At 45.8% G+C, this 26,545-nt stretch carries 21 protein-coding genes; 14 read left to right on the forward strand and 7 right to left on the reverse strand.

Annotated features, from left to right (window positions below; genetic code table 11):
* Positions 1 to 24 precede the first annotated feature (24 nt).
* From NFI80_RS07075 to NFI80_RS07125, 11 genes are all read left to right on the forward strand, one after another.
* Entirely contained in the window at positions 25 to 1,044 is a 1,020-nt protein-coding gene (locus tag NFI80_RS07075) for a Ppx/GppA phosphatase family protein (protein ID WP_235163671.1), read from the forward strand.
* A 99-nt stretch (positions 1,045 to 1,143) separates the two neighbouring features.
* Positions 1,144 to 1,644, forward strand: coding sequence for a hypothetical protein (locus tag NFI80_RS07080; RefSeq protein WP_235163670.1), 501 nt, complete (start codon positions 1,144 to 1,146; stop codon positions 1,642 to 1,644).
* Positions 1,626 to 2,288: a hypothetical protein gene (locus tag NFI80_RS07085; RefSeq protein ID WP_235163669.1), complete on the forward strand. Its 663-nt coding sequence runs from the start codon at positions 1,626 to 1,628 to the stop codon at positions 2,286 to 2,288. Before NFI80_RS07080 ends, NFI80_RS07085 begins: the two co-directional genes overlap by 19 nt.
* A gap of 51 nt (positions 2,289 to 2,339) precedes the next feature.
* Complete coding sequence (locus NFI80_RS07090) at positions 2,340 to 2,621, forward strand: DUF6364 family protein (protein ID WP_235163668.1); 282 nt, start codon at positions 2,340 to 2,342, stop codon at positions 2,619 to 2,621.
* Entirely contained in the window at positions 2,618 to 3,067 is a 450-nt protein-coding gene (locus tag NFI80_RS07095) for a PIN domain-containing protein (RefSeq protein ID WP_255703396.1), read from the forward strand. The genes NFI80_RS07090 and NFI80_RS07095 overlap by 4 nt, the downstream gene beginning before the upstream one ends.
* Positions 3,067 to 4,548 (forward strand): HsdM family class I SAM-dependent methyltransferase, encoded by a 1,482-nt coding sequence (locus NFI80_RS07100; RefSeq protein ID WP_235163666.1) that lies wholly within the window; start codon positions 3,067 to 3,069, stop codon positions 4,546 to 4,548. The genes NFI80_RS07095 and NFI80_RS07100 overlap by 1 nt, the downstream gene beginning before the upstream one ends.
* A gap of 99 nt (positions 4,549 to 4,647) precedes the next feature.
* A complete protein-coding gene (locus NFI80_RS07105; RefSeq protein ID WP_235163665.1) occupies positions 4,648 to 5,235 on the forward strand; it encodes a TetR/AcrR family transcriptional regulator in 588 nt (195 codons plus the stop codon).
* Between the two features lie 35 nt (positions 5,236 to 5,270).
* Positions 5,271 to 5,510, forward strand: coding sequence for a hypothetical protein (locus NFI80_RS07110; RefSeq protein ID WP_233798486.1), 240 nt, complete (start codon positions 5,271 to 5,273; stop codon positions 5,508 to 5,510).
* Between the two features lie 16 nt (positions 5,511 to 5,526).
* Positions 5,527 to 6,789, forward strand: a complete 1,263-nt coding sequence (locus NFI80_RS07115; protein WP_235163664.1) for an MFS transporter — start codon at positions 5,527 to 5,529, stop codon at positions 6,787 to 6,789.
* 342 nt (positions 6,790 to 7,131) lie between these two features.
* Positions 7,132 to 7,896, forward strand: coding sequence for a ParA family protein (locus NFI80_RS07120; protein WP_026628878.1), 765 nt, complete (start codon positions 7,132 to 7,134; stop codon positions 7,894 to 7,896).
* Positions 7,897 to 7,900: 4 nt separating this feature from the next.
* Entirely contained in the window at positions 7,901 to 8,203 is a 303-nt protein-coding gene (locus NFI80_RS07125) for a hypothetical protein (protein WP_026628879.1), read from the forward strand.
* Positions 8,204 to 8,318: 115 nt separating this feature from the next.
* Here NFI80_RS07125 and NFI80_RS07130 read toward each other — a convergent pair whose 3' ends face one another.
* Genes NFI80_RS07130 through NFI80_RS07145 form a run of 4 tightly spaced genes read right to left on the reverse strand, consistent with a single transcriptional unit; the run spans position 8,319 to position 15,431 of the window.
* A complete protein-coding gene (locus NFI80_RS07130; RefSeq protein ID WP_235163663.1) occupies positions 8,319 to 10,133 on the reverse strand; it encodes a M64 family metallopeptidase in 1,815 nt (604 codons plus the stop codon).
* The gene (locus NFI80_RS07135) at positions 10,134 to 10,628 is read right to left on the reverse strand and encodes a hypothetical protein (RefSeq protein WP_235163662.1); all 495 of its coding nucleotides are present in this window, start codon (positions 10,626 to 10,628) and stop codon (positions 10,134 to 10,136) included.
* A 45-nt stretch (positions 10,629 to 10,673) separates the two neighbouring features.
* Positions 10,674 to 12,188 carry a DUF1501 domain-containing protein gene (locus NFI80_RS07140; RefSeq protein ID WP_235163661.1) on the reverse strand — a complete coding sequence of 505 codons (1,515 nt, stop codon included), beginning with the start codon at positions 12,186 to 12,188 and terminating at the stop codon, positions 10,674 to 10,676.
* Positions 12,189 to 12,191: 3 nt separating this feature from the next.
* Positions 12,192 to 15,431, reverse strand: a complete 3,240-nt coding sequence (locus NFI80_RS07145; RefSeq protein WP_235163660.1) for a DUF1553 domain-containing protein — start codon at positions 15,429 to 15,431, stop codon at positions 12,192 to 12,194.
* 235 nt (positions 15,432 to 15,666) lie between these two features.
* On the opposite strand from NFI80_RS07145, the gene NFI80_RS07150 reads away from it, so the two are divergent.
* The 3 genes from NFI80_RS07150 (at position 15,667) to NFI80_RS07160 (ending at position 21,757) form a co-directional block, all read left to right on the forward strand.
* The gene (locus NFI80_RS07150) at positions 15,667 to 18,219 is read left to right on the forward strand and encodes a TonB-dependent receptor (RefSeq protein WP_235163659.1); all 2,553 of its coding nucleotides are present in this window, start codon (positions 15,667 to 15,669) and stop codon (positions 18,217 to 18,219) included.
* 60 nt (positions 18,220 to 18,279) lie between these two features.
* Positions 18,280 to 18,996, forward strand: coding sequence for a LolA-like protein (locus NFI80_RS07155; protein ID WP_233798494.1), 717 nt, complete (start codon positions 18,280 to 18,282; stop codon positions 18,994 to 18,996).
* 187 nt (positions 18,997 to 19,183) lie between these two features.
* On the forward strand, positions 19,184 to 21,757 hold the full coding sequence (locus NFI80_RS07160; RefSeq protein ID WP_235163658.1) for a galactose oxidase: 2,574 nt from the start codon (positions 19,184 to 19,186) through the stop codon (positions 21,755 to 21,757).
* 16 nt (positions 21,758 to 21,773) lie between these two features.
* On the opposite strand, the gene NFI80_RS07165 is transcribed toward NFI80_RS07160, so the two are convergent.
* The 3 genes from NFI80_RS07165 to NFI80_RS07175 all read right to left on the reverse strand — a co-directional run bounded on the left by NFI80_RS07165 (position 21,774) and on the right by NFI80_RS07175 (position 26,535).
* Complete coding sequence (locus tag NFI80_RS07165) at positions 21,774 to 23,084, reverse strand: glycoside hydrolase family 99 protein (protein ID WP_235163657.1); 1,311 nt, start codon at positions 23,082 to 23,084, stop codon at positions 21,774 to 21,776.
* Between the two features lie 810 nt (positions 23,085 to 23,894).
* Positions 23,895 to 24,581 carry a DUF3823 domain-containing protein gene (locus NFI80_RS07170; RefSeq protein ID WP_235163656.1) on the reverse strand — a complete coding sequence of 229 codons (687 nt, stop codon included), beginning with the start codon at positions 24,579 to 24,581 and terminating at the stop codon, positions 23,895 to 23,897.
* A gap of 58 nt (positions 24,582 to 24,639) precedes the next feature.
* Positions 24,640 to 26,535 carry a RagB/SusD family nutrient uptake outer membrane protein gene (locus NFI80_RS07175; protein WP_235163655.1) on the reverse strand — a complete coding sequence of 632 codons (1,896 nt, stop codon included), beginning with the start codon at positions 26,533 to 26,535 and terminating at the stop codon, positions 24,640 to 24,642.
* Positions 26,536 to 26,545: the final 10 nt, after the last annotated feature.

Genomic DNA, 26,545 nt, shown 5'->3' on the forward strand with positions numbered 1-26,545 from the left:
TTATTCATTTTACACAAAATATCAATGAAAAGACTAACAGTTGCAGGCCGGTTGATCATTACCGCTATCATTATTGGGGCCATATTCTTAGGTTATAAATATCTCGGCGGCGAAAAAGCCCTGAACCAAATGGCCGAAGATCGTGCGCAAAGTCCGCAAACGGAAGCGAGTAACACCAACCCAGATATGCCTTCGGCCGAGACGCCTGCGGAAAATTCAGAAGCAACTTCCACAGAAGTTTCAGCATTCAGTTACACACCGCCAGCGCCAGTGGATGGCAAATTACGCGGTGTTGTTGAGCTGGGAGCAAGCGGTTTCAACTCATTCATTATTAAGGTTGACAAAGAAAAACGCTGGTCTCTTGAAAAATCAGAATTCGGAAACAGTCTTGTGACCGAAAATATGGCAACGGACGAAGACGTCAGAATTGGCCTGAAAAAGTACATTGGCGGAATGCTGGATTACGGCGTGGCCAGCAAAGACATTCACTTCGTAGTGAGTTCAGGTGCTGCGAAAGCAGATGTTACTGTAAAAATAACGCGTGTTTTGAAATCGCTCGGATACGTGGTGAACCAGGTTACCGCCGAGCAGGAAGGGCAGCTGGCTTTGAAATCAGTATTACCAGCTGACTATGCTGGCAAAGCATTCGTGGTTGACATTGGCTCCGGAAACACAAAAATCTCATGGATTGAGAATGGAAAAGTTTCTGCGCTTGAATCATACGGAGCCAAATATTTCCAGGAAGGAACAGACGATTCCAAAGTGTACCAGGAAGTAAGCGCGAAGGCCAAACAAATTCCTGAGGATTTGAGAAAGACCTGCTTCATCATTGGCGGCGTTCCCTTCGAAATGGCCAAAGAATCGCGCAAAGGAAAAGAGCGCTTCACCACACTGAGCGCGCCGCTCGCTTATTCGAAATTGACGAACGCGAAATCGAAAGCGGGTGTGAACATTTACAAAGCAGTAACAGATGCAACTGGCTGTCAGCAATTTGTATTCGACTGGGATGCAAACTTTACAATCGGCTTCTTGTTAGGATTATGAGTTGAGACGAGCTGATTCATTTTTTGGAGGAGGGGAAATTTACAAATGTAAAATTCCCCTCCTCTTTTGTTATCTTTCCCTTTTATTGCAATCTACTACATGACACTATCCCAACTCTTTAACTCCATTTCGGAAAATCCCTGGCCGCTGGCCATTTATTTCATGTTGTTACCCATTCTCGCCTGGCTCATTGGAATGTCGGCAGACGGCAGCAAGAATGTTAAACTTTGGAGTTACGTCTATGCCGTGCTCGTCTATGCAGTTTGCATCCCAGGTATTTTTGCTGTTACACTCAACATTTATCTTTTTCTTTTTGAAAGGCAGAGTGTTTGGCAGGCAAACATTATCATGCAGTTTCTACCGATCATTTCAATGGGCTTGACACTCATGTTGATCAAAAGCAAGATCCCATTTTCGTTAATTCCCGGATTTGGCAAAATTTCCGGATTTCTGACATTGATTTTTGCACTCATCGGTGTAATGTGGTTTGTCGACAGAATCCACTTAGTAGCATGGACTTACGTTCCGTTTAGTGCCATTTTGATCGGTTTTGTACTTACTTTACTAGCGATTAGGTTTGCATGGAGCAAATTGTTCTGACCAAGGGCTCGTATATTCAAATCTCAATCAGCGAAAATCAGCGGATTTTTGCTCGCGAGCTCGTGGAGCATTCTTTGCGCCACCATCACGTTGCCAATATTTGGGATAAGCACAACGACAAACTTTCACAAACCAGGATGATGCGTTTTACCGGAAGCTTGGGTGAAATCGTTTTTGCAGATTGCTATCATTTACCGCAGCCGACCAAATCCTTCGGCGCAACAGACGGGCAGGATTGGGGACAGGACTTTTTAATCAAATCCGAGGAACATTCCTTTTCCGTCGATATCAAATCCATGAAGCGCCGCACCGGCGTGCTAGGCTCCGACTATGTCCTGAACATTCCTTCGTCGCAACTGCACAAAGCAAATTCCAAAACTTCATATTACTTCTGCATCTCATTTCACCAATGTCCCACCGAAGGCACCATCGCCTCCCTACTTGGTTTCATTGATAAGGTTGCATTAGAAAAAGGAGAAATTGGAGCGTTGTATAAAAGCGGCACAAAACGCATCCGATCTGACGGAACTTCGTTTACATTTTATGAAAGTACATATGAAGTTTTGTTCCGCGATATTGATCCGCCCGTTATGACAAACCACATCAGGAAGTTGCCCGGCTTCCGGATCTGTACGTTGAAATAATGATTTTTATACGTATATTTAAATAGTTTTATTCAAGAACACACGTGTAAAATGAAAACTACAAAAGAACCAAAGGTTAAGTTGACGCTAAGTGTCAAAAAATCGGCCATCGATAATGCCAAAAAGTATGCGCAGTTGGATGGTTCATCGCTTTCCAGCATTGTAGAGGACTATTTGGTTGAATACTCAAAATCAAATAAGGCTGAGAACCAATCCGATTTTAAAAATTCCCTAGCCTATCAGCTTATGGGATGTGCGAAAGGCGGGCCGCTGGACAACATGACCGATGATGAAATCAAGGACATTCGCATGAAAGACCGTTACGGCTTATGAGGCTGTTTTTTGATACAAATGTCCTGCTAGATCATGCCCTTATGCGCCAGACTGGACAGCCTGTCGAGATCTCTTACATTATTTTTTGGGCGTTGCAAAACGATGTTCAGATCGTAATATCCTCCGGCTCCATTTATACATTTACCTATGTTTTGCACAGACAAGGCATTAGGGGAGAAAGATTAAAGATGCAAATTGAGCAATATCTTACGATGTTCCACATCTGTAAAACGGATAAACAAGTCTTTATGGATGGTTTGAACTCTTCATTCAAAGACCTTGAAGACTCCTATCAATATATGAATGCTTTAAAAGATGGGTGCGATCATCTCATCACTTCTAATATTTCTGATTTTAAGCCTTTCGCCAAAGACGCCAGCCAGATTTTTTCTCCAAGAGATTTTGTAGCCAATGTCATAGGCGCAAAGGAAGGCATCGACTTTTAATGGCTTCTCAAACACGCACTTACGGAAAGAAAAAACTCCTCGGCCAGGTTTATACGCCGCTTCATATTGTTAAAAAAATCCTTCAAGATTCCGGGTTTTATGATGCTGATCTGGCCCACAAAAAAATCCTGGACCCTGCTTGCGGCGATGGAAGATTTCTGGTTCCTATCGTTGAACACATTATCAAGACGACTCCTTCGCACCAACTTACTGATCGTCTAAACCAGATTTATGGCTGGGACATTGATCCGGATGCTTTGGAAAGTTGCAGGAAAAATTTGGATGCGCTGACCGATCCATTGGGTCTTAGTATCAACTGGAATCTAAAACTTTGCGATGCGCTCAAACAATTTCGAAAGCGTATGAAGTTTGATTTCATTTTGGGGAATCCGCCCTACATTCGCATCCAGCATCTTCCAATTGCGCAAAGAATATTTATCCAATTCCACTACGCCTTTTGTAAAAAAGGCTCTACGGATGCATATTTGGCGTTTTTCGAGCTTTCTGTAAAACTGCTTTCTCCGGGCGGGATCTGTGGATTTATCACGCCCAATGGCTTCTTAACCTCCGAAACGGGGAAACCGCTTCGCTCCTATTTTCAGCAGGAACGAAATGTAAAGCAAATTACCAATTACGGATCGGTTCCCATTTTCGGCAATACAGCAACTTATTCGGCGATCGTGATCTTTGGAAATTTGGATCAAGTACAATTCACATTTGAACAATGTGAAAGCGCTAATTTACAATACAAAAAAAGAGATATCCACTTTTCTGAACTAGCTGCATCGAAGCCTTGGCAGTTGTCGGTGAAGCGTTCTGAGCACATTAATGGGCAACGATTAGGCGACATATGCCAGATTTCCGTGGGCCTTACCACATTAGCTGATGCATACTACTTGTTTACGATCATTGGGGAGGACTCAAATCTTATTTACGCCCAAAACAAGAACGGAATGCAGGTTGTTTTGGAAAAAGACATCCTCCGACCCATCATTAAAGCTTCTAAATTGAAATCTTCGGCGGATCCGGTGACAGAATATATTTTGTTCCCTTATCAAAAAGATGCCGCTGGCAAACAGCGCATTATACCTGAAAATGTCCTTCAAGACCAATTTCCTCAAACTTATTCCTATTTTCTTAAAGTAAAACCTGCCCTGGATCGTCGTGATAATGGGAAGGTCAATGCAGTTGCATGGTATGCATTTGGCCGTGCACAGGGATTAGACAGCACATTTGGTAAAAAAATCGTGTTTTCGCCAATGAACCGCGCTCCGAATTTCGTGCTTTATGAAAATCCGGAGGTGACTATTTATTCGGGATATTTTATAAAATATGATGGCGATTATGAAGCGCTGCTGACCCAACTAAACTCCCCACGAATGGCCGAATTTATCGATGTAGCGGGTCGAGATTTTCAGGGCGGTTATAAAGGTTATAACAAAAAGATCATCGAGAATTTTATCATAACCTTAACTGAATAGCTTAAAACAGTGAATTTTATTGAATTTATTTAATGTAAAAGAACCAATAAATAAACGAACGTTCATTTATATTTGTGGTGAAATTTGATACTTTATGAATTGAGAACCAGAGACATTAACAAAGAAACGGTCATTCGGGAAAAGGCGATTGAAATGATCGTTGATCAAGGATTTGAAGGTTTAAGCATGCATAAGTTAGCGAAAGCGGCAGGCGTTTCGGTGGCGACAATTTACATTTACTTCAAAGACCGCGAAGACCTGATCCAGCAGCTGTATGCCGAGGAAATGCAAAAAATGGTGGAGGCCACTTTACGCAATTTTGATCCCGAATCCCACTTCGATGATGGCTTGAAAGTGCAGTGGCTTAACAGGATGAATTATTGTTTCGAGAATCCATACAGCATGTTTTTTACGGAGCAAGTCAAGCATTCGCCCTTGGTCGACCGGTCCAATATTGACACGCGGTTCCTGAATGCGATGCACCGGTTTGTAAATCGGGCCATTGAAAGAAATGAAATCATTCCGTTGCCGGTTGAAATTTACTGGTCGATCGCTTTCGCCCCACTGTATCAATTAGTGAAATTTCACATTGCAAAATCAAGTATGCCGGGTCGGCCGCTATTTGTTTTGGATGAAGAGAAGATAAATCTGACGCTAGGCCTGGTTATCAAAGCTTTAAAACCTTGAAACAGCGAGTTTTGGCTGTCTTTAAATTAGCTCACATGAAAAATAATCTCAACAAACAGGAATTTATCTTGGTATTCCGCACCAACATAAACCGCAAAAAACATGTTAAGTCCCTGACTCCGCTTCTCAACGGCTGCTCGGAAATCATCAAATGGAACATTGACCTATCGGATTGTGACAATGTCCTGCGCATTGAAGCGACGCATCCGCATCATGAACCGGTCATTCACCTGGTGACCACTGCGGGGTTCAACTGCGAAGAATTAACAGACTAGAAACCAACCACACCTTATGACAGAATCTAAACCAAGCACATTTTCGGGCTATGAAAAGTTTATTATAGCCATTTTAGCCACATTACAATTCACGATCGTACTGGATTTCATGGTGCTTTCGCCATTGGGATACATTTTACTCGACAAGCTCGACATCACTACGAGCCAGTTCGGGCTCGTGGTATCGGCCTATGCGTTCAGCGCGGGCGCGGCCGGCCTACTTACGGCGGGATTTGCTGATAAGTTTGATCGCAAAAAGATGCTCTTGTTCTTCTATACGGGCTTCATTATCGGCACGTTTTTATGCGGCATCGCTCCTACTTATCACTTTTTGCTCATGGCGCGCGTTTTTACCGGCCTTTTCGGCGGCGTGATCGGATCCATCAGTTTTGCGATTATCACAGATTTATTCCCGATCAATGCGCGCGGGCGTGTAATGGGATTTGTGCAAATGGCTTTTGCAAGCAGCCAGGTTCTGGGCATTCCCATCGGACTTTACCTTGCAAAGGAATTCAGCTGGCATGCCCCGTTCCTGATGATCGTGGGATTAAGCCTTGTTGTAGGTTTCCTTATTGTGACTTACATGAAACCCATTAATGCACATTTGAAAATCCAGACGCAGAGCAATGCATTCCAGCATTTGGGAAAAACATTATCACGTCCCGAATATCTTCAGGGTTTTGCAGCGACCACATTACTAGCCACCGGAGGTTTCATGCTGATGCCGTTCGGGACAGCTTATGGAGTGAACAACCTCGGCATTCAGGAAGCACAACTTCCGACTTTATATATGATCACCGGACTTTGCATGCTGGTCTTCAGTCCATTCATCGGGAAGCTTAGTGATAAGATCGGGAAGTACAAAGTCTTCCTCGCGGGCTCTGCAATCACTTGTGTAATGACCCTCATTTATTGCAACCTCAGTGTGACACCACTTTGGATTATTATCATTTTGAATGTGCTCCTGTTCCTAGGAATAACCGGCCGAATGATCTCCGCATCGGCGCTGATGACCGCAGTTCCCGAGCCTCAGGACCGCGGTGCATTTATGGGAATCAACTCATCCATCCAGCAAATCGCAGGCGGCCTCGCCTCCCTCCTCGCCGGGTTCATCGTCTCAGAAACCAGCACCGGATTTATTGAACATTACCCAACATTAGGCAACGTGGTGGTTGTTGCTGTTGTAGTGACCGCATTATTGATGTATCGGATTCATCGGTATGTTACAGCGAAGGTGCTGGCGAGCTCGGCGCATGATGTTGTGAAGCCTTCTGTTTGAAAATGATTATGTGATATCCCTGTCAGCCTGAGCGGAGCCGAAGGCGCGTCCACCTAGCAGTAGCGCGCCTTCGGCTCCGCTCAGGCTGACAGGGGACCACCAAGGCCCTATCCGGGCCCGATCAGGCTGACACGCTTTAAACCTGTAAATCAGCCACTTACGATCTCCCTAAAAATAAATTCATATAATACTTATCATTCTTTTAAAAAGATCTATACATTTACAACACAAAAAACTTTTGAGACTTTCTATTATAAGGATTAGGTATAAAATTATTTTACGTTTATTTACGTATCAAACTGGAAATAAACTATTATCTTTTTATACTTATAATACTTTTAAATGAAAATCATTAGTATTGTCAACAACAAAGGCGGTGTGGGAAAGACCACTTCGGCTCAGAGTATTGCTGCCGGTCTCAGCAAATTTGCCAATGCAAGGGTGCTGGTAATTGATCTGGATGCGCAGGCTAGTCTTACCAAAAGTTTCGGCATTCAGCATGCAGGACTTAAAAAAGACAGTGGCTCGTTCATCACCGGCGAATATGAATTTGATGAGATCGTAAAGCGGGTTGGTGATATTGATGTGTTGCCTGGATCGGCAGAATTGATACACCGCGAAGACACCATTAAGGCGGCTCCCGTATTTCCATTCAACCTGAAAATTGCATTGGAAAAAATCAAGGACCGTTACGATTTCGTGATCATCGACTGCCCGCCTGCGTTGTATGGGAATACGCGGTTGGCCCTGGTTTCGTGCCACCAGTATTATGTCCCGTTGCAGGCTGAGTTTTTGAGTTATGAGGGTCTTCGGAATTTTCTGGTTTATTCTGCGGAGATCAAAAAGATTAGCCCTAACACCAACCTGGGTGGCGTTTTTGCAACAAGATATAACCCGAAAATCAGAAAGAAGATCAGCCATGAACTGATCAACGCGACGAAAGAACAATTGGGTGATGTTTTCATGGCATCTTATATCCGGGACAATATTGCGCTTTCCGAAGCGCAGGCAAACGGAACGACCATATTTGATTACGCACCGAATAGCAATGGTGCCGAAGATTATTACAAACTGACACGAGAAATTTTAGAACGAATTAATAACTGACACGATGGCTAAGGAAAGGAAATTCGATTTTGCGCCGCTTCCGCGGGTTGCTGACATTCAGGAGGAGGTTGATAACAACAAAACCAATGAGGTTGCAGACGGAGCGCCCACCAAAGTAACATTTGATTGTGACTACATTTTAATGGAAAACATGAAAGATTACGGTTACTGGGAAGGCCTGACGCAAAAAGATATCATTCTTGAATCCTTAAAGCTGTATTTTCAGGACAAAGAAATCCGCCCAAGACCAGACAAAATTAGAAACCGCACAAAAGTAGGCCGCAAGCCAAAGTCGGTTAGTGAGTAAGATGTGTTACATCCCCTGTCACACACAACCCCTGTCACACTGAGCGGAGCCGAAGTGCGTTGCTGCTAGCAGAGGCGCACTTCGGCTCCGCTCAGTGTGACAGGGGTTGTAAACTTTATTCAATCAGCAGCTTCCCGGAAACCTCTTTTCCACCATTGCTGAATTTGTATAAATACAATCCCGTCGTTCTATTCAGATTCAGTTCTGTTTGCTGCTCGAACTGCTTTTCCATTACTTTTCTACCCTGAATGTCGAACAGCGTGAACAGGGACGTTCCTGCCAGCTTCGTAGTGACTTTCACAAAACCTCTTGCCGGATTAGGTGAAACCTGTACAAGTGCATTGGCTGGATTTTCAACAGCTAATATCGGCGCCACTTTTACTTCCGTTGTCGCGGTGTCTGCACAGCCATTTCCGTCTACCACCCGAACTTCATAAACGCCGGAATTTTTGACAGTTGCATTTTCGATCCGTGCCGTCTGGGTTTGGGATTTGAAATTTTCCGGTCCTTGCCAGGAATAATTGATGCCTCCGTTGGCCGAAAGTTCAATGGTCTCTTTTTCAAAGTAAGGGCCTGTATTGGTTGCAGTGGCTTTTGGCTGATCAAAGACGATGACTTTTGCTTTTAATGTTGAATCAGGCTGGCCGGGCGTTTTGCATGTTACAGTGTAGTCGGTTGTTGCCTTTGGGCTTACATTAATGGACAAGCCAGCTTCACCCGTGGACCAGGAAACATTTCCGGCACAGCCCGATGCCGTGAGCAGGCTAAACGCATCCGGACAAATGCCCGGATGAGAAATTTTTACCTTAAAGACAAGCGGCGCATTGCTTTTAACCAAAGTCCATTGAACCGTTTTAGTACGCTCATTCGCCCTGTTATCCCGTCTGCTTAGCAATGTTGAGTCAAATACCGAGGCAACTAAAGTGCCCGAATTTTCCTCCATATCAGTCACATTTAAGCTTATTTCGCTTCCGGTCCTGATCAACTTTCCGTCCAGGGTCCATGCTACTTTCAAGCTGTTGGGCTCGGGCTCGACCAGGGTTAATTTAAATGTTTTGGGTTGTTCCGAAAGCACGATTCCCTGCGATGGCTTAGGGAAAACCTGGTCAATCGGACTTACATATTGCAAAATCCGCTCAGCTGTGGCCTCCTTACAAACTGCACAAAATGGTCGGTCGAGATATTCCATCAGGCAGTTGGCGTGCGTTGGCTTAAACCATTTAGCGGCCTCACCTTCGCCGTGTGGGAATATACCAATGTTCGTTTCATCCAGCCAGTTCCTCCATTTTATTGTTGCCGGATCGGTAATGGCTGTCATATTAGGCGCCTCCCAGCCATATTGCGGCCCAGCCCAGTATTCATCATTCAGAAAAGAAAAAGTATGTCCGATTTCATGAACGCCAATGGTGTTCGCAGCAGAATGCAATGTATGGACTGCAATGCCGCCGCCCGAACCGCCATAGAAGGGTGTGTTAACCAGCATAACGACCAGATCGGCCGTCGGAAAGTTGAAAGCCAGCACATTCGTGAGATTCTGATAGTTTTGGACAACAACGAGGCGATGAATGTATTCGCCGAATGTCGTTCCATAATAAGTGTCCTTCTTACCGCCAGGCTGATCGGGATACGCGTCAGGTGCATTGCCCGGATTGCTTACGCCACTCTCCCTGGACGGTGTTGCAATAGAGAAAAAGTTGAAATAGTTGCGGTAAACATTGTACGGCGCGTAGTTGAGAAAGAAATCCGCAAATTTCCTGGCCTCTTCCGTAAACTTGGGAAGTTCGGCCTGCGTAAAACCGTCCCCCAGAATAACAACATTAACCCTGTTATCGATGGAGCCCTGTTTATAGATAGTATCGACCTCAAAAGTTTGAGAGAAGCAGGCAAAAGATGAAATTAAAAATAATACGAGGGTAAAAAATCTGGCCATCTATTCTAAGTTAAGTGTGTAGATTTTAATGTTTTCTTTTCCAGGCGTTATGCTGTATAATTCGATCTTTTTCAGGCCATTATCGTTTTGAATGCGAACAGAAAGCATGGCCTCTTTTGCATTTAAATTCTGTTTGGTCAAACGTCCGTCCTCGCTGGCAACCTCTACGGACTTGTAAAGCGGATGCTCGAAAACCAATGCGTTTTCCATATCATCAACCAGATAGCGCGGGATTACATGGATCCGATACGGACTATGAATAGGCGCAGTCAAATTTTTCAGCTTCCCCTTTCCTGAAACTGCATTAACCAGCTCAACCGTTTCCATTTTCCCTTTCCCTTTACTAATCTTGATATCCAGGAAAAGGATGTGGTTTGCAGCATTAGGGTCGAAATTTCTGACCTGCCGGATCGAAAGTGTTGATTCAGCAGTTTTGCAGCCCGTTAGTGCAACGCCAATAATCATTACAAGCAGAAAGCAAATTTTGTACATCATAACTTTTGACACAAAATCCCTTAAAACGGTTGCACTGCACATTGCCTAAGTAAGGATACTTTTTACCACATGGCCATGCACATCCGTGAGCCGGAACCTCCTACCTTGAAATTTATAAGTCAACTGCTCATGGTCAACGCCCATCAAGTGCATTAATGTTGCCTGAAAATCATGCACATGGACAGGATCTTTTACAATATTATAGCTAAAATCGTCCGTCTCACCGAAACTGATTCCCGGCTTCACTCCCGCCCCGGCCATCCACATAGTAAAGCAGCGTGGGTGATGGTCGCGGCCGTAATCATCGGCGGTAAGCTTGCCTTGTGAATAAACGGTGCGCCCGAATTCTCCACCCCAAACAACCAATGTATCGTCCAGCAGACCCCTGCGTTTCAGATCCATGATCAATGCAGCCGTCGCCTGATCTGTGTTTTTACATTGTTCGGCGATGCTTTTGGGCAGTCCGCCGTGGTTGTCCCAGCCTTGATGGTAGAGCTGCACAAACTTGACATCCTTTTCCAAAAGCTTGCGGGCGAGAATGCAATTGGCTGCATAAGTCCCTGCATCACGGCTGTCCGGCCCATACAAATCGAAAACTTCATCCGGTTCACCGGCGGTATCCATCACTTCCGGCACGGATGTCTGCATCCGGAAAGCCATTTCATACTGCGCAATGCGCGCGTCCACTTCGGGATCGCCGTAGGGCTCATTTTGGAGTTGATTCAGCTTTGCCAGATAATCCAGCATTTCCTTCCGGTCGGCGCCGTCATAGCCTTCGGGATTATTCAGGAAAAGCACCGGATCTTTCCCCGACCTGAACTGAACGCCCTGGTGTTTGGAAGGCAAAAAGCCGTTTCCCCAGAGCCTGGCGTACAAAGGCTGATCTTTTGCACCATTTTTAGAAACCAAAACAATGAATGATGGCAGATTCTGATTATCCGTCCCTAACCCATAACTAACCCACGAACCGATAGACGGCCTGCCCGGGAGCTGATTGCCAGTTTGGAAAAAAGTGATCGCCGGATCGTGGTTAATGGCCTCGGAATAAACGGATTTGATCATACACAACTCATCCACAACCTTAGCAGTATGCGGCATCAACTCACTCACCCAAGTGCCGCTTTTACCATGCTGGTTAAATCCATAAACCGACGGGACCACCGGCAGAGAACTCTGGTTCGCGCTCATGCCCGTAAGCCTCTGCCCTTTCCTGACTGAATCCGGCAAGTTCTGGCCAGCCATATTAACCAGTTTTGGTTTGTAATCGAATGTTTCAAACTGTGAAGGGCCGCCCGCCATGAACAGGTAAACCACCCGTTTTGCCTTCGGTGCAATGTGTGGCAGCGCTTTCAGGACTTTTTCTTCCAATGCGGCCGCCCCTTCGGTGGTGGCGGCCGCATTGGAACCAAAGAGCTTTTGCGAACCAAATAGCGATCCCATCGCCAGCGCGCCCAGTCCCAGCGAGGTTTTAACCAGGAAATTCCGCCTTTCCAGCTTTTTATTTAGTATATCAAATTCAGGGCTATTGATCCTGAACGGTTCTTTATGATGGTCTTCCATGGTTCATCGCTTGGTTAGGGATGCATCCGAATTCAATATCGTGCTTGCTACAACTGCATTAGCCGCTATTTGGGTCATATCCATTCTTTTGTCAATAACAAACTGCCCTTGCGCAAGCCAGCCCAACGCTTTTCCGGGTTCTTTGCTAAACTTTTCGACCTGCTTTCTTTGCAGATCCATCAAAAGCACAACTTCCTTCGGCGAAGGCTTTCTGCCTGTCAATCTGCGGTAAGCCATTATAATGGCATCATTTGTATTCTTCATTGAAGCCATTTGCTGCCCCATCACTTTCATGGCTTCGTTGAACGTCGGATCATTCAATGTGACAAGCGCTTGCAGTGGGGTGTTGGTTTTTTGCCGCCTTACCACGCAAAAACTACGCGACGTAGCATCGAATGTGGCGAGCGTAGGATTTGGGACGGATCTTTTGGTGATCACATATAAGCTCCGCCGGTAGATTGCGTCGCCTGAATCCCGTTGATAACTTGTATTATTAATCTCCCAAAGCCCATCCGGCTGATAAGGCTTGACGCTCTTTCCACCAATTTTTTTATTGATCAATCCGCTCGCTGCCAATGCATTATCCCGGATCATTTCGGCGGTAAGCCGGTTGGCAGGACTGTGCGAAAGTAACCGGTTTTCCGGGTCTCTTTCGCGCACTTCCTTCGAAACGTCCGAGCGCTGCCGGTAAGTGGCCGACATGACAATCAGCTTATTAAGCTCTTTCACATTCCATTCCGATTCCTGAAAACGAATCGCCAGCCAATCCAGCAATTCAAGGTGGCTGGGCATTTCTCCCTGGTTACCAAAATCTTCCGTTGTTTTCACCAACCCGGTGCCAAAGAAGTTCTGCCAGAACCGGTTCACCGCGACTCGGGCCGTCAGCGGATTGTCCTTACTCGTCAACCACTGCGCGAGTCCGTATCTGTTTTTGGGTAAATTTTCAGGGAATGCCAATATTGATTCGGGTGTGTTAGGGAAAACCTCTTCCCCGAAAGAATCGTAATTTCCGCGCAGCAAAATGTGCGCCTTTTTCCGTTTTGGCATTTCCTGCATTACCATTAATTCCTTGATATGCTCCGTAGAATCAGCCAGCGCAGTCCGGGTCTTTTGAAGATCCATTTCCGCTTTGGTAACCGATTGAGAAACAGCTGATAAATAATATTCTTTCAACACCTTCCGCTGCTCGTCCGTCCATGCGGTTTGATCTGAGGAAATAATCGACTTCCAATCATTTTTTGCTGCCAAAATGCCGATTTCAAACGGGGTTAGCGCCCGTTTGTACACTACTATATCGTCTGCCAGACCATTCTTGAAACCATTGCCACGCCACCAGGCACCTATTTGAAGGCCGGGCTGCACATTAGAATTGAATAAAATATCTTTGGTCAGCTGATCCGTTTCCGTAACCATCGCCATTTCTGCGCCATTCATAAACAGCTTAAAACCAGCAGCTTTCGACGATCCGTCATAAGTGATTGTCAGCTGGATCCATTTATTTCTCGGCACATTGTCTTTCGAAACTTTTGTAATCGCATTTGAAGGCGAAGTATGCGCCATATTCAGTTCCAGCTTATTATTTTTCAGATAGAGATGATAGCCTCGAAAATTATAAAGCCGCTCCGCCTGACTCTTATGCAAAATCACCCCCTCTTTCATTTCCTCAGGAACATTCACCCAGATCCCAATGCTGAAAGGTTCCGACTTTCTGAAAACACCGGTTTGGTTTAAATCCAAAAAAACATCACCGTCAAATCGCATGGCATAACCATCTCGATTCGTCACAAAAACCGGCTTTCCGCCCGGCTGGCCCGACTCCCGTTTCATCACCGCCTTTTCAGCCTGATTGACCTCATTGGATAAACCTTTACTGCTTAATGCGCTTTTATCAAACGAAAAATGTGCTTGTAAACCCGCCAACGGAATTCTTTCACCCGCCAACTTCCGCAAACCAGCACTGCTGAGCCATTTCTCGAAACCAGCCTGATCACTGTTTTTCATTTGCACGACAGCCTTTTGCTGCTCCATTTCCCGCGATTTCAGGAATTTCAGCATCGTCTCCTCCGCATCGGTCGGTAGCATGAGCGTTGGCGTGGGAAGGGCGTCGTCCCATGAAATTTGTCCAGCTTCTTTTACATTATTGAAAAAGCTGAACAGCTCGTAGTAGTTTTTTTGGGAAATCGGATCGTATTTATGGTCGTGACATTTGGCACAACCTACTGATAATCCAAGCATTGCATCGCCGAATGTATTGGTGCGGTCTACGACATACTCCGTTTGAAACTCTTCTTCAATGATCCCACCCTCCATATTCTGCTGATGGTTCCGGTTGAATGCAGTAGCGATCAGCATTTCTTTTGTAGGTTTTGGCATCAGGTCGCCGGCGAGCTGCCATTGCAGGAATTTATCATAAGGCAAATTCCCGTTGAATGCGCCGATAACCCAGTCGCGGTAAGGTGACATGTCACGGAGACGATCCACAGTATAGCCATGCGAATCCGCAAAACGCGCCAGATCCAGCCAGTCGACAGCCATTTTTTCGCCATAATGTGGTGAGTTCATGAGCCGGTCAACCTGTTTTTCATAAGCATTGGCCGACTTGTCATTTAAGAAGCCATCCATTTCTGCAATGGATGGAGGCAATCCGGTCAAATCGAATGATAACCGACGCAGTAAAAGTTCTTTATCTGCTTCGGCGGAAGGTCTGAGATTTTCGGTTTCCAGCTTGGCCAGGATAAAATGATCGATCTGGTTTTTGATCCAGTTATTATTTTTGACGTCTGGGATTTCCACTTTTTCAGGCTTCACAAAGGCCCAATGTGGTTTGTAAGCAGCGCCTTCTTCGATCCATTTGATCAAAATTGCCTTTTCCCTGGCGTTCAAACTCAAATGCGATGCCGGCGTCGGCATCATATAATTAGGATCGCCTGAAAGAATGCGGTGGAATACTTCGCTGTTTTTCAGGCTGCCCGGGTCAATCGCCACTTTCCCTTTATTTTCCGGAAGAACACTATATGCAGCTTCCTGTAAATCAAGCCTTAACCCGGCCTTTTGTTTGGCTTTATCCGGTCCGTGACAGGCGAAGCATTTGTCGGACAGCACCGGTTTCACATGCTGATTATAATCCAGCTTTTCCGGCAGTTCCTCGTACGCAAGCTGTACATCCTGAGGCAGCTCGGGTCCGCAAGCCAGCATTCCCAAGACGCATGACGCAAATAATATGGCTTTAACCGAGATAGTCATACCGATTTTAGTCATTTTACAAATAGGATTCAAAGTTTAATCCTAATTATTTCTCTAATCTCCATATATACGATACAGATGTCTAAATCAGGCTATGCATCTGCATGCATATCATCCCACACTTCCATCTGTCCCAGCGCTTCATCCATCCCGTTTAATCAAGCCTTTATCATAATTTACTATAAGGTTTTTTTATTCTGTTGCATTTTTATGGTGCAAATACAATCCTATAAAAATGAATAAACTTTTTCTAGCTTCAATCATCATTCTGGCCACCCTCGTTTCTCCTGCAATTGCACAATTTCCAGGTGCCGGCGGAACCGCCCAGCCCAAAGCACTGCCCGGAACTGCGGGCGACCAAACTCCGAAAGGAAACGCAAAACTATCCGGCGCAATCGTTGACTCTTCATCCGCAAAAGGCATTGAATTCGCAAGCATTGCACTTTATAATAAAGCAACCGGCCAGGCTGTGGACGGAACAGTAGCCGATGAAAAAGGAAAATTCACATTATCCAAGCTCGCAGCGGGCGATTACAAAGTCTTGATTTCGTTTATTGGATTTGTAAATAAAACAATAGATAACATTGCAATCGGGAAAGGCCAGGAACTGGATCTTGGCGTAATTACTTTGTCATCCAATACGAAAACTTTGAACGAAGTTACGGTTACCGGACAAGCTGCTTTGATAGAAGAAAAAGTTGACAGGCTTGTTTATAATGCAGAAAAGGACATTACGGCAAAAGGCGGAGATGCGACGGATATTTTGAGAAAAGTGCCGTTACTAACAGTCGACCTGGACGGTAATGTGTCTTTGCGCGGAAGCCAGAACATTCGCGTGCTGGTGAACAACAAACCGAGCACGATCATTGCCAACAGCGTTGCAGATGCGTTGAAGCAAATTCCTGCCGATCAGATCAAAACAGTGGAAGTGATCACAAGCCCATCGGCCAAATACGATGCCGAAGGTTCAGGCGGGATCATTAACATTATTACCAAGAAAAACAGCTTGCAGGGATTGAACCTGAATGTGGACTCCGGCATTGGAAACAGAGGATCTATTCTCTCGCTGAATGGTGGTTACCGCAAAGGAAAAGCTGGTTTCACCATCGGCGGTTTCGGACGCGGCATGTACAATACGATCACGAAAACAAACCTCGAACAGACCAGCATTGTCGACAACGTTTCCACGGTAACGCGCCAAACGGGCGACGGATCAAGCCGTGGATTATTTGGAAATTACAACCTTGGATTTGATTATGACCTGGCCAAAAATCAAAGCATTACGGCCGGTGTGCGTTATGGGGTCCGGAATTTCCGCAGCCAGCAGGACCTGATGACACGCATCATGAAAACGGGTGAAATGGACTTCAACACCGCCCGCAATGTGGATGCGAAGAATCTTTCGGGAACGATTGATGCGAACATTGATTACCTGCATACTTTCAAACCACAGCAGGAATGGAGCATTTCGACGCTTTACAGCCGAAACGACCTGACCAACGACTTTGACGCAGATATCCTGAATGGCAGCAGCGAGCTCGTTAACCGTCAGCGCAACCTGAACAAAAGCATCAACCAAGAGTTTACATTTCAATCTGATTATCAGACACCTATCAAGAAAAACCAGTTGCTCGAATTTGGTGGAAAAGCTATTTTCAGAGAGGTTACCAGCGCATACAACTTCCTGATCGCTGAACCAACCGGCGACTTCCGTCCCGAACTGAATCAGCCCGCGGGAGATCTGACCTATCACCAGAACATTGCGGCTGGTTACAGTTCCTACACTTATACAACCAAGAAGCGTTATACTTTCAAAGGAGGTTTGCGTTACGAGCATACATTTATCGATGCAAGCACCAATGAAGGAACTGTGGGCGTAGGAAATTATGGCGTGCTTGTGCCGAGTGTAAATGCTTCCAAAACTTTTAAAGGAACAACATTGAAACTGGGTTATAACCGCCGGATCCAACGTCCCGGATTACAGCAACTGAACCCGAACTTCAACTCTGCCAACCCGCAGAACATTACCATCGGTAACCCGGAACTGAGACCCGAGCTTACAAACAACTTCGAGTTAGGCGTTAGTAAAAACATCAAAAAGACGTTCGTGAATGCCACTTTCTTTGGCCGCGTCACCAACAATGCCATCTCGCAAGTGCGCCAGCCATCGGATACGCTTGAAGGAGCCATTATTACCACTTATGAGAATATTGGAAAACAGCACGCTTATGGTGTAAACATTTTCGCAAACGTGGCTGCCACTTCCAAGATCAGCTTCGGGATCTTCTCCAACATGTATTATGCCACACTGACTGGTCAGACACTGGAAAAAGGTGTTACACGGAAATTGGAGAATACAGGTTTTGTGGTGAGCGGCGGGTTGTTTTCTCAGGCAACATTCAAAAATGGCTGGGGCGCACAGGCGTTCGGATTTATGCAGGGAAATACGGTCCAGTTGCAGGGTTACCAGGGTGGTTTCGGATTTTATACCGTGGGTGTGAAAAAAGAATTTGCGGATAAAAAAGCTAGCCTTGGACTTGCAGCCGAAAACTTCCTGAGCAGACGTTTCAAAATGCACACCGAACTGAAATCGCTGGAATTCAATCAGGTGAACGACATTTACATGTACAACCGAGGCATAAGGCTGACATTTACATACAAAATCGGAAAGATGACCATGGATGCGCCAAAACGCAAGGCGAAATCGGTTAACAACGACGATGTGAAAAGCGAAGGCGGCGGACAGCAATCCGGTCCGGCTCCGGCAGGTGGCGGAACACCCCGGTAGTAATTTAACTATCAGTACTTTAAGAGGATAAAAAGCTACTTACTCCAAATAAACCTACATATGAAAACAACCAAATTGTTCGTCGCTGTTGCAGCGGCATTGATCTCGGCAAGCACCTTTGCGCAAACTGTCGATGAAATCGTGGATAAGCATGTGGCTGCGCTTGGCGGAATGGATAAAATTAAAGCCGTTAACACGGTTATCACCGAACGTTCACTGGCTGTTCAGGGAATGGAAATCCCAACGAAAACGATTCTTGTGGTGGGCAAATCGCTTCGCAATGAATCGACTATTATGGGCAATTCAATGGTGCAGGTTGTGGACGATTCCAAGGGCTGGATGATCCGTCCGGCACAAATGGGCGGAACGGGCGAGCCTGAGGATATGCCTGCCGATCAGCTGAAACAACAGATTGCATCCCTGGATCCGTTTGGCGGCCTTGTTAACTATAAGGAAAAGGGCAACAAAGTGGAGCTTGTCGGCAAAGAAAAACTGGACAAGAAAGATGTGTATCACCTGAAAGTAACTTCGAAGGAAGGCACATCAATGGACGAATATCTGGACGCGGAAACATTCCTGGTTAGTAAGGTAAAAGTGGACATGAATGGGCAGAGCGGCGAGATCGAGCTTTCGGATTACAAGGAAGTGGAAGGCGTTAAATTTCCCAACATCATGGACATTACCAACGCGCAAATGGGCACAATGTCGTTCATTACCAACAAAGTATCCGTAAACACGCCTGTGGACTCAGCTGTTTTCAAGAAACCGGTAAAATAGAATCTTAAAGTTGCATATCGAAAAGGCATCGGGATATTATTCCGGTGCCTTTTTTGCTTCCCGGCAACCTGGCTGGATTGTTGGTGAAACAAATAAATTGGGAGCAAAGTAAAATAGAGACAAAAAAATCTTAATATTTACTTATTAAGCCAATATTAGTACCCTGCCAGATCGTGGTCGTTTGAATATGTGTAAATGTTTAAAAGTCGTTGTCATCCTGCTTGCATTCCAGTTTGGATACGGGATGATCAACTTGTGCCTTGCCCAATCTTACGGACTTGGTTTTGAAAGTTTTGAATCGGTGCAGGATAAAAGGACCGGCCTGGATCTTTCGCCGGACGGGACATTATGTTTTGATAAAAATTTCGAGCTGTCCTTTGAGGTTTCTTTTCTCAAACACAAAAAAAATTACTTCGGCTACATTGTCCGTCTTATCGAAAACGACCAGAAGAACATTGACATTCTCTATGACAACTCTTCTTTGAATAAAGACCGCTTTAAGGTGGTTATAGGCGATAAATTTTCCAAGATTGCCTTTGATATCAGCGAAAACGCGCTTTACCAGCATTGGAACAAAATAAGGCTGGTGTTTGATAAAAGCACTGGCACGCTTACGGTTTTCAGCCGGACGCAACAATTCAGGCAGGCAGTTGCTTTGGAGAAAAATGGCTGTTTCAAGATTCTCTTTGGGGCAAACAAATACAAAAACTTCAATACGACGGACGTTCCGCCGATGAAAATCCGGAATGTGGCCATCAGCGAAAACGGCAGTGAAAAATACCGGTGGAATCTGGATGAAATGGCCGGGGTTAAAGCAATTGGAACGACAAAAAATACAGATGGCCTCGTTACGAATCCCTTATGGATCAAAAAGATGCATCACGAATGGCAGCCATTGCAAACGTTCCTGGTGCAAGGCCCGGCCCGCGTTACCTGCGACCAATCAACCGGGATCGTTTACGTGGCTGGAACCGATACATTGACATCCTACCACATTTCTAACAACCTGACAAAGCGCATTCCGCATGAGAACCAGCCACTTTTTATGGACAATCAGGTGTTTTATGAGAAATCAAAAAACCGGATCTATAACCTTTTTATCAACGAAAAACAGGTCGCCAGTTTTGATACGATCGGCCGCAAATGGGACAAAAACAATGTAAAGGCCGAATTGAAAACGCATTTCCTGCATGCCAATAAATTTTACTCCAAAACGGATTCAACGATTTATATACTAGGCGGTTACGGCCATCTTGAATACAAAAACATTATTCAAAAATATAAGCCGGCAACCGGACAATGGTCGCAAGCGAGCCCGCAAGACAGTGTTTTTTCGCCGCGTTATCTGGCGGCCGCAGGCGAGGCAACGGGCGGTGCGTACATAATGGGCGGATATGGCAGCATTACCGGCAGGCAAATTCTGAACCCGAGAAACTGGTACGATCTCATTTATTTTAATACCAAAACCGGGACATTTAAAAAAATATATGAGCTGAAAGCTCCTCAGGAGGATTTTGTATTTGCCAACTCCATGATCGTCCGGGAAAAAGAAAACGCATATTATGCGCTGATTTCCCCAAAAGACAAATTCAACTCTGAGTTACAGCTCATCACCGGATCGCTTTCGAAGCCAGAATACAAGGCCGTCGGCTCAAAGATCCCTTTCGAATTCATTGATACGGAATCATTTGCAGACCTGTTTTTCGATGAATCGACAGACAGGTTTGTCGCAGTAACCCTATTCCGGACAGACAAAAACCAGACAAAAGTCTCGATCTACTCCCTCTTCTCCCCGCCATTAGCAACAGTTCCCACTATTGCGCAGGCTTCTGCGAAGCCAGGAAATATGTTCTGGATCATCGGAGCGGCGGTGGCCGTGATTGCAGGGATATATTTTTACAAAAGGCGTAAACCCGTTGAAACGGTTCAAACAACTCTTCCTATTCCTGCCGAAAAACATCCGGACATGGAGGCTGGCCTTGCAACCGTTCCTGTCATTAACATTCCTGAAAAAAGCATTGAAACGAAGGTCCTTCCGCTTCATAGCAGCATTATGCTCTTTGGTAACCTGCAATTGTTTGATGATGAAGGGACTGAGATTACAAGGTTATTCACGCCTTTGTTGAAGGAGCTTTTCCTGGTAATCCTGTTACATTCCGTGCGCCGGGAAGGGATTAGTTCTGAAAGATTGAAGGAATTGCTTTGGTCCGATAAATCGTCTGAGAGTGCCCGCAACAACCGCGCCGTTAACATTGCGAAGCTGAAAGGGATTTTGGACAAACTCAAATGGTGCCATGTTTCCAAGGAAAGCGGTTATTGGCGCGTCAACATTGATTATGAGCAGATCCACGTCGATTATGCCGAATATTTGAAGCTGGTGTCCGATAAGCGCGTGCTTTCGAAGCAGGACATTGTAGACCTGTCGCAGATCAGCAAACGCGGCACATTTCTCGCCGACCTGGAATATGAGTGGCTGGACAGCTTTAAATCTGAAATTTCGAACGAGATCGTCGATGCTTACTTGCGTTATGTTACTTCCGTAAAAATCACGGATGATCCGGAATTTATGATTAAAGTTGCCAATTATATCTTTTATTTTGACCCGGTTAATGAAGAAGCGATGACCATCAAATGCAAGGCGCTGGCGCTTTTGGGCAAGCATTCTCTGGCGAAAACGACTTTTGAGAATTTCGCCAGAGAATACAGCCGGATTTACGGGGAAGAATTTCAAAAGGACATGCCGGAAGTTTTACATTCCTGACCGCCCGTTTCCAAACTTAATTCGGTCTTTCAGGTTTCTTAGCACTGAAACCCGGCTCTCCGTGAAACCATTTGGCGCCTTGTCCGGTGAGCCACAGATAGTGATCCGTTTTCAGATCCGCCTCTATCCCTACGAATTTCCCGCCTGCATTTTCGGGCAATTCACCTTCACGCCGGCATTTGAAAATCGCCGTTCCTTCATCCACCTCGTCGAACATTGCCACGTACAACGCCTCGGCGCCCGAAAGCTTTGCACCTGCAATCTGTTGCCATAAGAAGTCCCCTTTTCCGCGGGGGATCTCGTTATAGAGCGATTTGTCGTTCTTCAAATTACCCCAGCTAAAACCAGGAAAAACGAGCGGCGCGTAATCCACATTGTTGGCCTTGCACCAGGCGATGTCGGCCGGTAAATTAGGTCCCGCAACGCTCGTATACGTGGATGCATTGTAGCGCCCAACTGCCCAGGGCATCACCACATCCACGCTTTTTACAACTGTATGCAGCAAAGTGGAATTTTCCGTATCCTTGCCCAGACTTCTCCAGTAATAAGGCACGCCCAGCAAGATTGAAGCCTTTTTGGTCGGCCCTTTTACTTTTTCAACGAGTTTTTGAATATCTGCAATGGTGTACTTGCGCCCGTCATTGAATCCCACGCCCCAGATCGCCAGCAAAGGCCGGCCGTTATGGCGCAGATATTGCGGATTTTCTTTGTTATCAAAAAGCTTAAATGTGCTTTGCAGCTCCTCCCAATCTTTTACGATAAAATCCATATCCGCAGATGTAGAGCCGCTCAGATCGTACATAATGCTGATCGCCCTGCCATATTTTTTGGAAGCTTTCAATGCATTGGCCAGCACTTTATTAAAATGCTTTTTGCCGCTCTCGCCCTTCACTTCCGACACAAACCGCTGCATATAAACGCCGTCAATGCCATGCTCCTTCATCCACTTGAAATGCAGGTCGACGCTCTCTTCATCGTATGGGCTGTAAATCGGCGCTGTTTCACCGTTTTTGTATTTAAAGGCGGTCTTATACGTTTTAGGATAGTCGCTTACATCCGGCCAAAAGTCGATAGAAGTGGAACCTGGCTCGAACTTGCCACCTTTTTGGTAATGATGCCAGCCGCGGCCAGCACCATCACCTTCGGCAGTAAACCAGCCCTGGTAACCGGCCATTACCAGTCCTTTGTAGCTCTTAAAAAGCACACCGGTTTCATCATACTTAACTTCCTCAATTGGTTTAGGATCAACAGGTTGCTTAACACCATCCGAACCATTACATCCGAATGAAAGAAAAGGCAAGAGTAAAAGGAATCGAAAAAACTTCATGGTTAAAGGTTTAGTTTAAAAATCTTAGTTTTGGATGAATTGAAATATTATCAAACCGATGGATTGAAATCCATCGCAAGTAAATGGTCGAGCCTGACGGCTCTTTTCTGCCCAAAGCAGGTTTCTCCTCAAAAGAGCCGTCAGGCTCGAAAGACACCCTAACCCTGGATTTTAATCCAGGGATTAAAAAAACATCAAGCCGATGGATTGAAATCCATCGCAAGAAATGGTCGAGCCTGATGGCTCTTGTCTGCTCGAGCAGCTTTCGCCCAAAAGAGCCGTCGGGCTCGAAACACACCCTAACCCTAGATTTTAATCCAGGATTTAAAAAATCATCAAGCCGATGATTGAAATCCATCGCAAGTAAATGGTCGAGCCTGACGGCTCTTTTCTGCCCGAAGCAGCTTTCGCCCAAACGAGCCGTCAGGCTCGAAACACACCCTAACCCTAGATTTCAATCCAGGGATTAAAAAATCATCACTGAATTCGATGGATTGAAATCCATCGCAAGTAAATGGTCGAGCCTGACGGCTCTTTTCTGCTCAAAGCAGGTTTCTGCTCAAAAGAGCCGTCAGGCTCGAAAGACACCTAACCCTGGATTTTAATCCAGGGATTAAAAAACATCACTGCATTCGATGGATTGAAATCCATCGCAAGAAAATGGTCGAGCCTGATGGCTCTTTTCTGCCCAAATCAGGTTTCGTCTCAAAAGAGCCGTCAGGCTCGAAAGACACCTAACCCTGGATTTTAATCCAGGGACACCACACCTGACAGCGCTCATCCCTCACAGCCTAACAGCTCATCGCTCCGTCACAAAGCAATCCGCACCGCCTTCGCATAGTTAAACTTGGATTCCGGGGCATCAATAATCGCTCCGACCCGGAAAAAATATTGGTTACCTGTTTTCAAGTTATTGCTGTTAGAAGGAATATCAATTTCCAGCTTGTATACCTTGTTGGGATCCGTCGCCCCATTGATCTCCGTTTCTGACAAAACAGTCCGCATAGGCTCCCCTACGGATGGTTCAGGATGTGCATAAAGACCAATTTTCCGCACATTGTTGATTACGGTCTGCTGGATTTTGAACGTCGCGATCACCTTGGAGCCCGACTTTTCAATTTTCGCATCTTTCAAACGAATGTAAGGCTGCACTTTAAAATCAAGCTGGGTTTCGCCAGCAACGGTCACTTCCTGCGGCTCAGTAGGAACAAAATTTCCCCTTACCGGTGTAATCGTGTATTGATTCGCGAAGATCAGGTTGTTACGGTATGTTCCGTCATTTTTGACTAGCATAACCTGCTTTGTTTGAGATGCATAACCATGCTCAATATATTCGATCGTACTCCCGCGGATAATGTCCTGCTCCACCGGCTCATTGGTTTCCGCATCCAGGAAAGTTCCGTAAAGCTGCGCATCCGGTGCAGGGTAATTGTCTATTTTACAGCCCGCCGCAAAGAGCATTAATGCCAGCGCGCTTACGTATATCGGTGATTTCACAATTTTTGCGATTTTAGTTCAATGTTTTAATTTCTAATCAGATCACTGGCTGAACGGCCTAATACTGCGGATTTTGTACCAATCCATTCGCACCGATACCCGGAACATAGCGGTAATAGTTCTTGTAATCGAATGTTGCCGGGTTTAGCCTTGCAATGTTCTGACGGATGAAAATGTATTTTGCAGGCGTAACACGCAGATCCAGCACAGGAACAAGCGCATGGCGTACGCGGTTGTTGAATAGCGTATGATATTCACGCCTTCTGATCAAATCCCAGAAACGTTTGTTCTCAAAAGCCAGCTCAACCCTTCTTTCCCGGATCACATTATCGATCGTTAAAGGAATGTCTTTGGTATGGCCTGCCCGGCGGCGAATGTCATTCAATGCCTGTGCCCCTTTTGTCGCCGTTCCGGTGCCGCTTTCAACGATGGCTTCGGCGTAATTCAGAAGAATTTCGGCATAACGGAAGTCTGCCCAGTCAGAAACGGTCTGGTTCCAGCCCGGCGCAACATTCACGCCCTCATTCAAAAATTTCTTGAAGCTGACGCCCGTGCGGGTGTTATTTCCTCCCCAGGTATCGAAGCCTGAATATTGTGTCCTGTCGGCTGCACCGTATGGATAAATGGTCGCGCTACCAACCTTGATTGGTTCACCGCCAAACAGCTGTGCGCTACCGTCCGGTTTGATGAAACCCGCCTGAATGATAATCTTCTGGCCCTTCCAGGCAGTCCCCGGCAGGATTGCCGTTGCCCATAAGCGTGCATCCTTATCTTTATAAATTCCAGCAGGATCGTCGTAACGCTTGTAATTCTTGGCAGGATCAAAACCATTGTAATCGCTCACATCATTGCCCGCAACGGTCGTGGTAACCGGTGCACTTTGTCCTGGATTTGTATAACTTTCATAAGCATCGATCAGGTCCAGCGTCGGATTCATGCGGCCTGGGTGCGGCCATCCGTTAGCGGTCTGGTTGGGCTGAAACCAGATGCCGTAATTATGTCCCGTTCCTGAACCTGGACGTGCATAACCTTTGATAAAAATAGCTTCCGTAGGCGCAATGTTCGGATCTTCGAAAAGCTTTCGATAGTTTTCCGCAGCTTCCTCAGGACTGGCAGGTGAAGGCTTGTAAAGCGCAAATTTGCCCGATGAGATAATCGCCTCAGAAGCTTCTATGGCAGCCTTATAGTACTCCGCAGCAGCCGATTTTTCTAATCCAACCAGTTTCTGATCCACCGCAGTGCCGGAAATTGGTGCCCTGTCTCCATATTTTGCCAGCGAAGCAGCATGCAATGCAGCCCTGGATTTGAGTGCATAAGCCACCCATTTTGTAGCACGCCTCTCACCGCCAGGCCATGAATCGGCCAGGTTTGCAATGGCGATGTCACATTCTTTTAAGACAAAATCCCACGTCTCTTTTTCTGTGCTGCGCGGCACTTTCAGCGCTTCCACATCGCCTTCATATTTTTGGACAGCCGTGATCAGCGGAACGCCGCCGTATCTTTTTACCAATGCAAAATAGGCATATGCACGAATAAACGCACTTTCGCCCACAAGTGCTTTGGTCTCGTCTTCGCTCACATCCAATGTAGGGATAATGTCGATCAAGATATTGGTGTCGCGGATGAGCTTGTAACCCTGGTCCCACCATTGAAAATCATCATTACCGATGAAATCCCCAAACTCCGTGTGAACCGCTTCGTCGGTGATCATGGCAGGTGCGAATCCACCATTGTTGGGGTCGCCTGTATTCCAGTTGAAACCCTGTCTGAAAAACGTAAAATCCTCGATAGGCAATTGATAATACAAATTCGCCATGTATAATTTGACCCCTTCCGGATTGGAAAAGAGGTTTTCTCCCTGCAATTTGTCCAATGGCTGCTTATCGAGCACATTGTCGCAGCTAATGGCCGTTAGCAGCACAAGGAGCATGAATATATGTTTGGTCAATTTCATTATTTCAGCT

The sequence above is a fragment of the Dyadobacter chenhuakuii genome (assembly GCF_023821985.2).
Taxonomy (GTDB): Bacteria; Bacteroidota; Bacteroidia; order Cytophagales; family Spirosomataceae; genus Dyadobacter; species Dyadobacter chenhuakuii.

What these genes read in the sequence shown, in the direction of transcription:
- NFI80_RS07075 (WP_235163671.1), top strand. Translation starts at nt 25, where the DNA reads ATGAAAAGACTAACAGTTGCAGGCCGGTTGATCATTACCGCTATCATT.
- NFI80_RS07080 (WP_235163670.1), top strand. Translation starts at nt 1,144, where the DNA reads ATGACACTATCCCAACTCTTTAACTCCATTTCGGAAAATCCCTGGCCG.
- NFI80_RS07085 (WP_235163669.1), top strand. Translation starts at nt 1,626, where the DNA reads ATGGAGCAAATTGTTCTGACCAAGGGCTCGTATATTCAAATCTCAATC.
- NFI80_RS07090 (WP_235163668.1), top strand. Translation starts at nt 2,340, where the DNA reads ATGAAAACTACAAAAGAACCAAAGGTTAAGTTGACGCTAAGTGTCAAA.
- NFI80_RS07095 (WP_255703396.1), top strand. Translation starts at nt 2,618, where the DNA reads ATGAGGCTGTTTTTTGATACAAATGTCCTGCTAGATCATGCCCTTATG.
- NFI80_RS07100 (WP_235163666.1), top strand. Translation starts at nt 3,067, where the DNA reads ATGGCTTCTCAAACACGCACTTACGGAAAGAAAAAACTCCTCGGCCAG.
- NFI80_RS07110 (WP_233798486.1), top strand. Translation starts at nt 5,271, where the DNA reads ATGAAAAATAATCTCAACAAACAGGAATTTATCTTGGTATTCCGCACC.
- NFI80_RS07115 (WP_235163664.1), top strand. Translation starts at nt 5,527, where the DNA reads ATGACAGAATCTAAACCAAGCACATTTTCGGGCTATGAAAAGTTTATT.
- NFI80_RS07120 (WP_026628878.1), top strand. Translation starts at nt 7,132, where the DNA reads ATGAAAATCATTAGTATTGTCAACAACAAAGGCGGTGTGGGAAAGACC.
- NFI80_RS07125 (WP_026628879.1), top strand. Translation starts at nt 7,901, where the DNA reads ATGGCTAAGGAAAGGAAATTCGATTTTGCGCCGCTTCCGCGGGTTGCT.
- NFI80_RS07130 (WP_235163663.1), bottom strand. Translation starts at nt 10,133, where the DNA reads ATGGCCAGATTTTTTACCCTCGTATTATTTTTAATTTCATCTTTTGCC.
- NFI80_RS07135 (WP_235163662.1), bottom strand. Translation starts at nt 10,628, where the DNA reads ATGATGTACAAAATTTGCTTTCTGCTTGTAATGATTATTGGCGTTGCA.
- NFI80_RS07140 (WP_235163661.1), bottom strand. Translation starts at nt 12,188, where the DNA reads ATGGAAGACCATCATAAAGAACCGTTCAGGATCAATAGCCCTGAATTT.
- NFI80_RS07145 (WP_235163660.1), bottom strand. Translation starts at nt 15,431, where the DNA reads ATGACTATCTCGGTTAAAGCCATATTATTTGCGTCATGCGTCTTGGGA.
- NFI80_RS07150 (WP_235163659.1), top strand. Translation starts at nt 15,667, where the DNA reads ATGAATAAACTTTTTCTAGCTTCAATCATCATTCTGGCCACCCTCGTT.
- NFI80_RS07155 (WP_233798494.1), top strand. Translation starts at nt 18,280, where the DNA reads ATGAAAACAACCAAATTGTTCGTCGCTGTTGCAGCGGCATTGATCTCG.
- NFI80_RS07160 (WP_235163658.1), top strand. Translation starts at nt 19,184, where the DNA reads ATGTGTAAATGTTTAAAAGTCGTTGTCATCCTGCTTGCATTCCAGTTT.
- NFI80_RS07165 (WP_235163657.1), bottom strand. Translation starts at nt 23,084, where the DNA reads ATGAAGTTTTTTCGATTCCTTTTACTCTTGCCTTTTCTTTCATTCGGA.
- NFI80_RS07175 (WP_235163655.1), bottom strand. Translation starts at nt 26,535, where the DNA reads ATGAAATTGACCAAACATATATTCATGCTCCTTGTGCTGCTAACGGCC.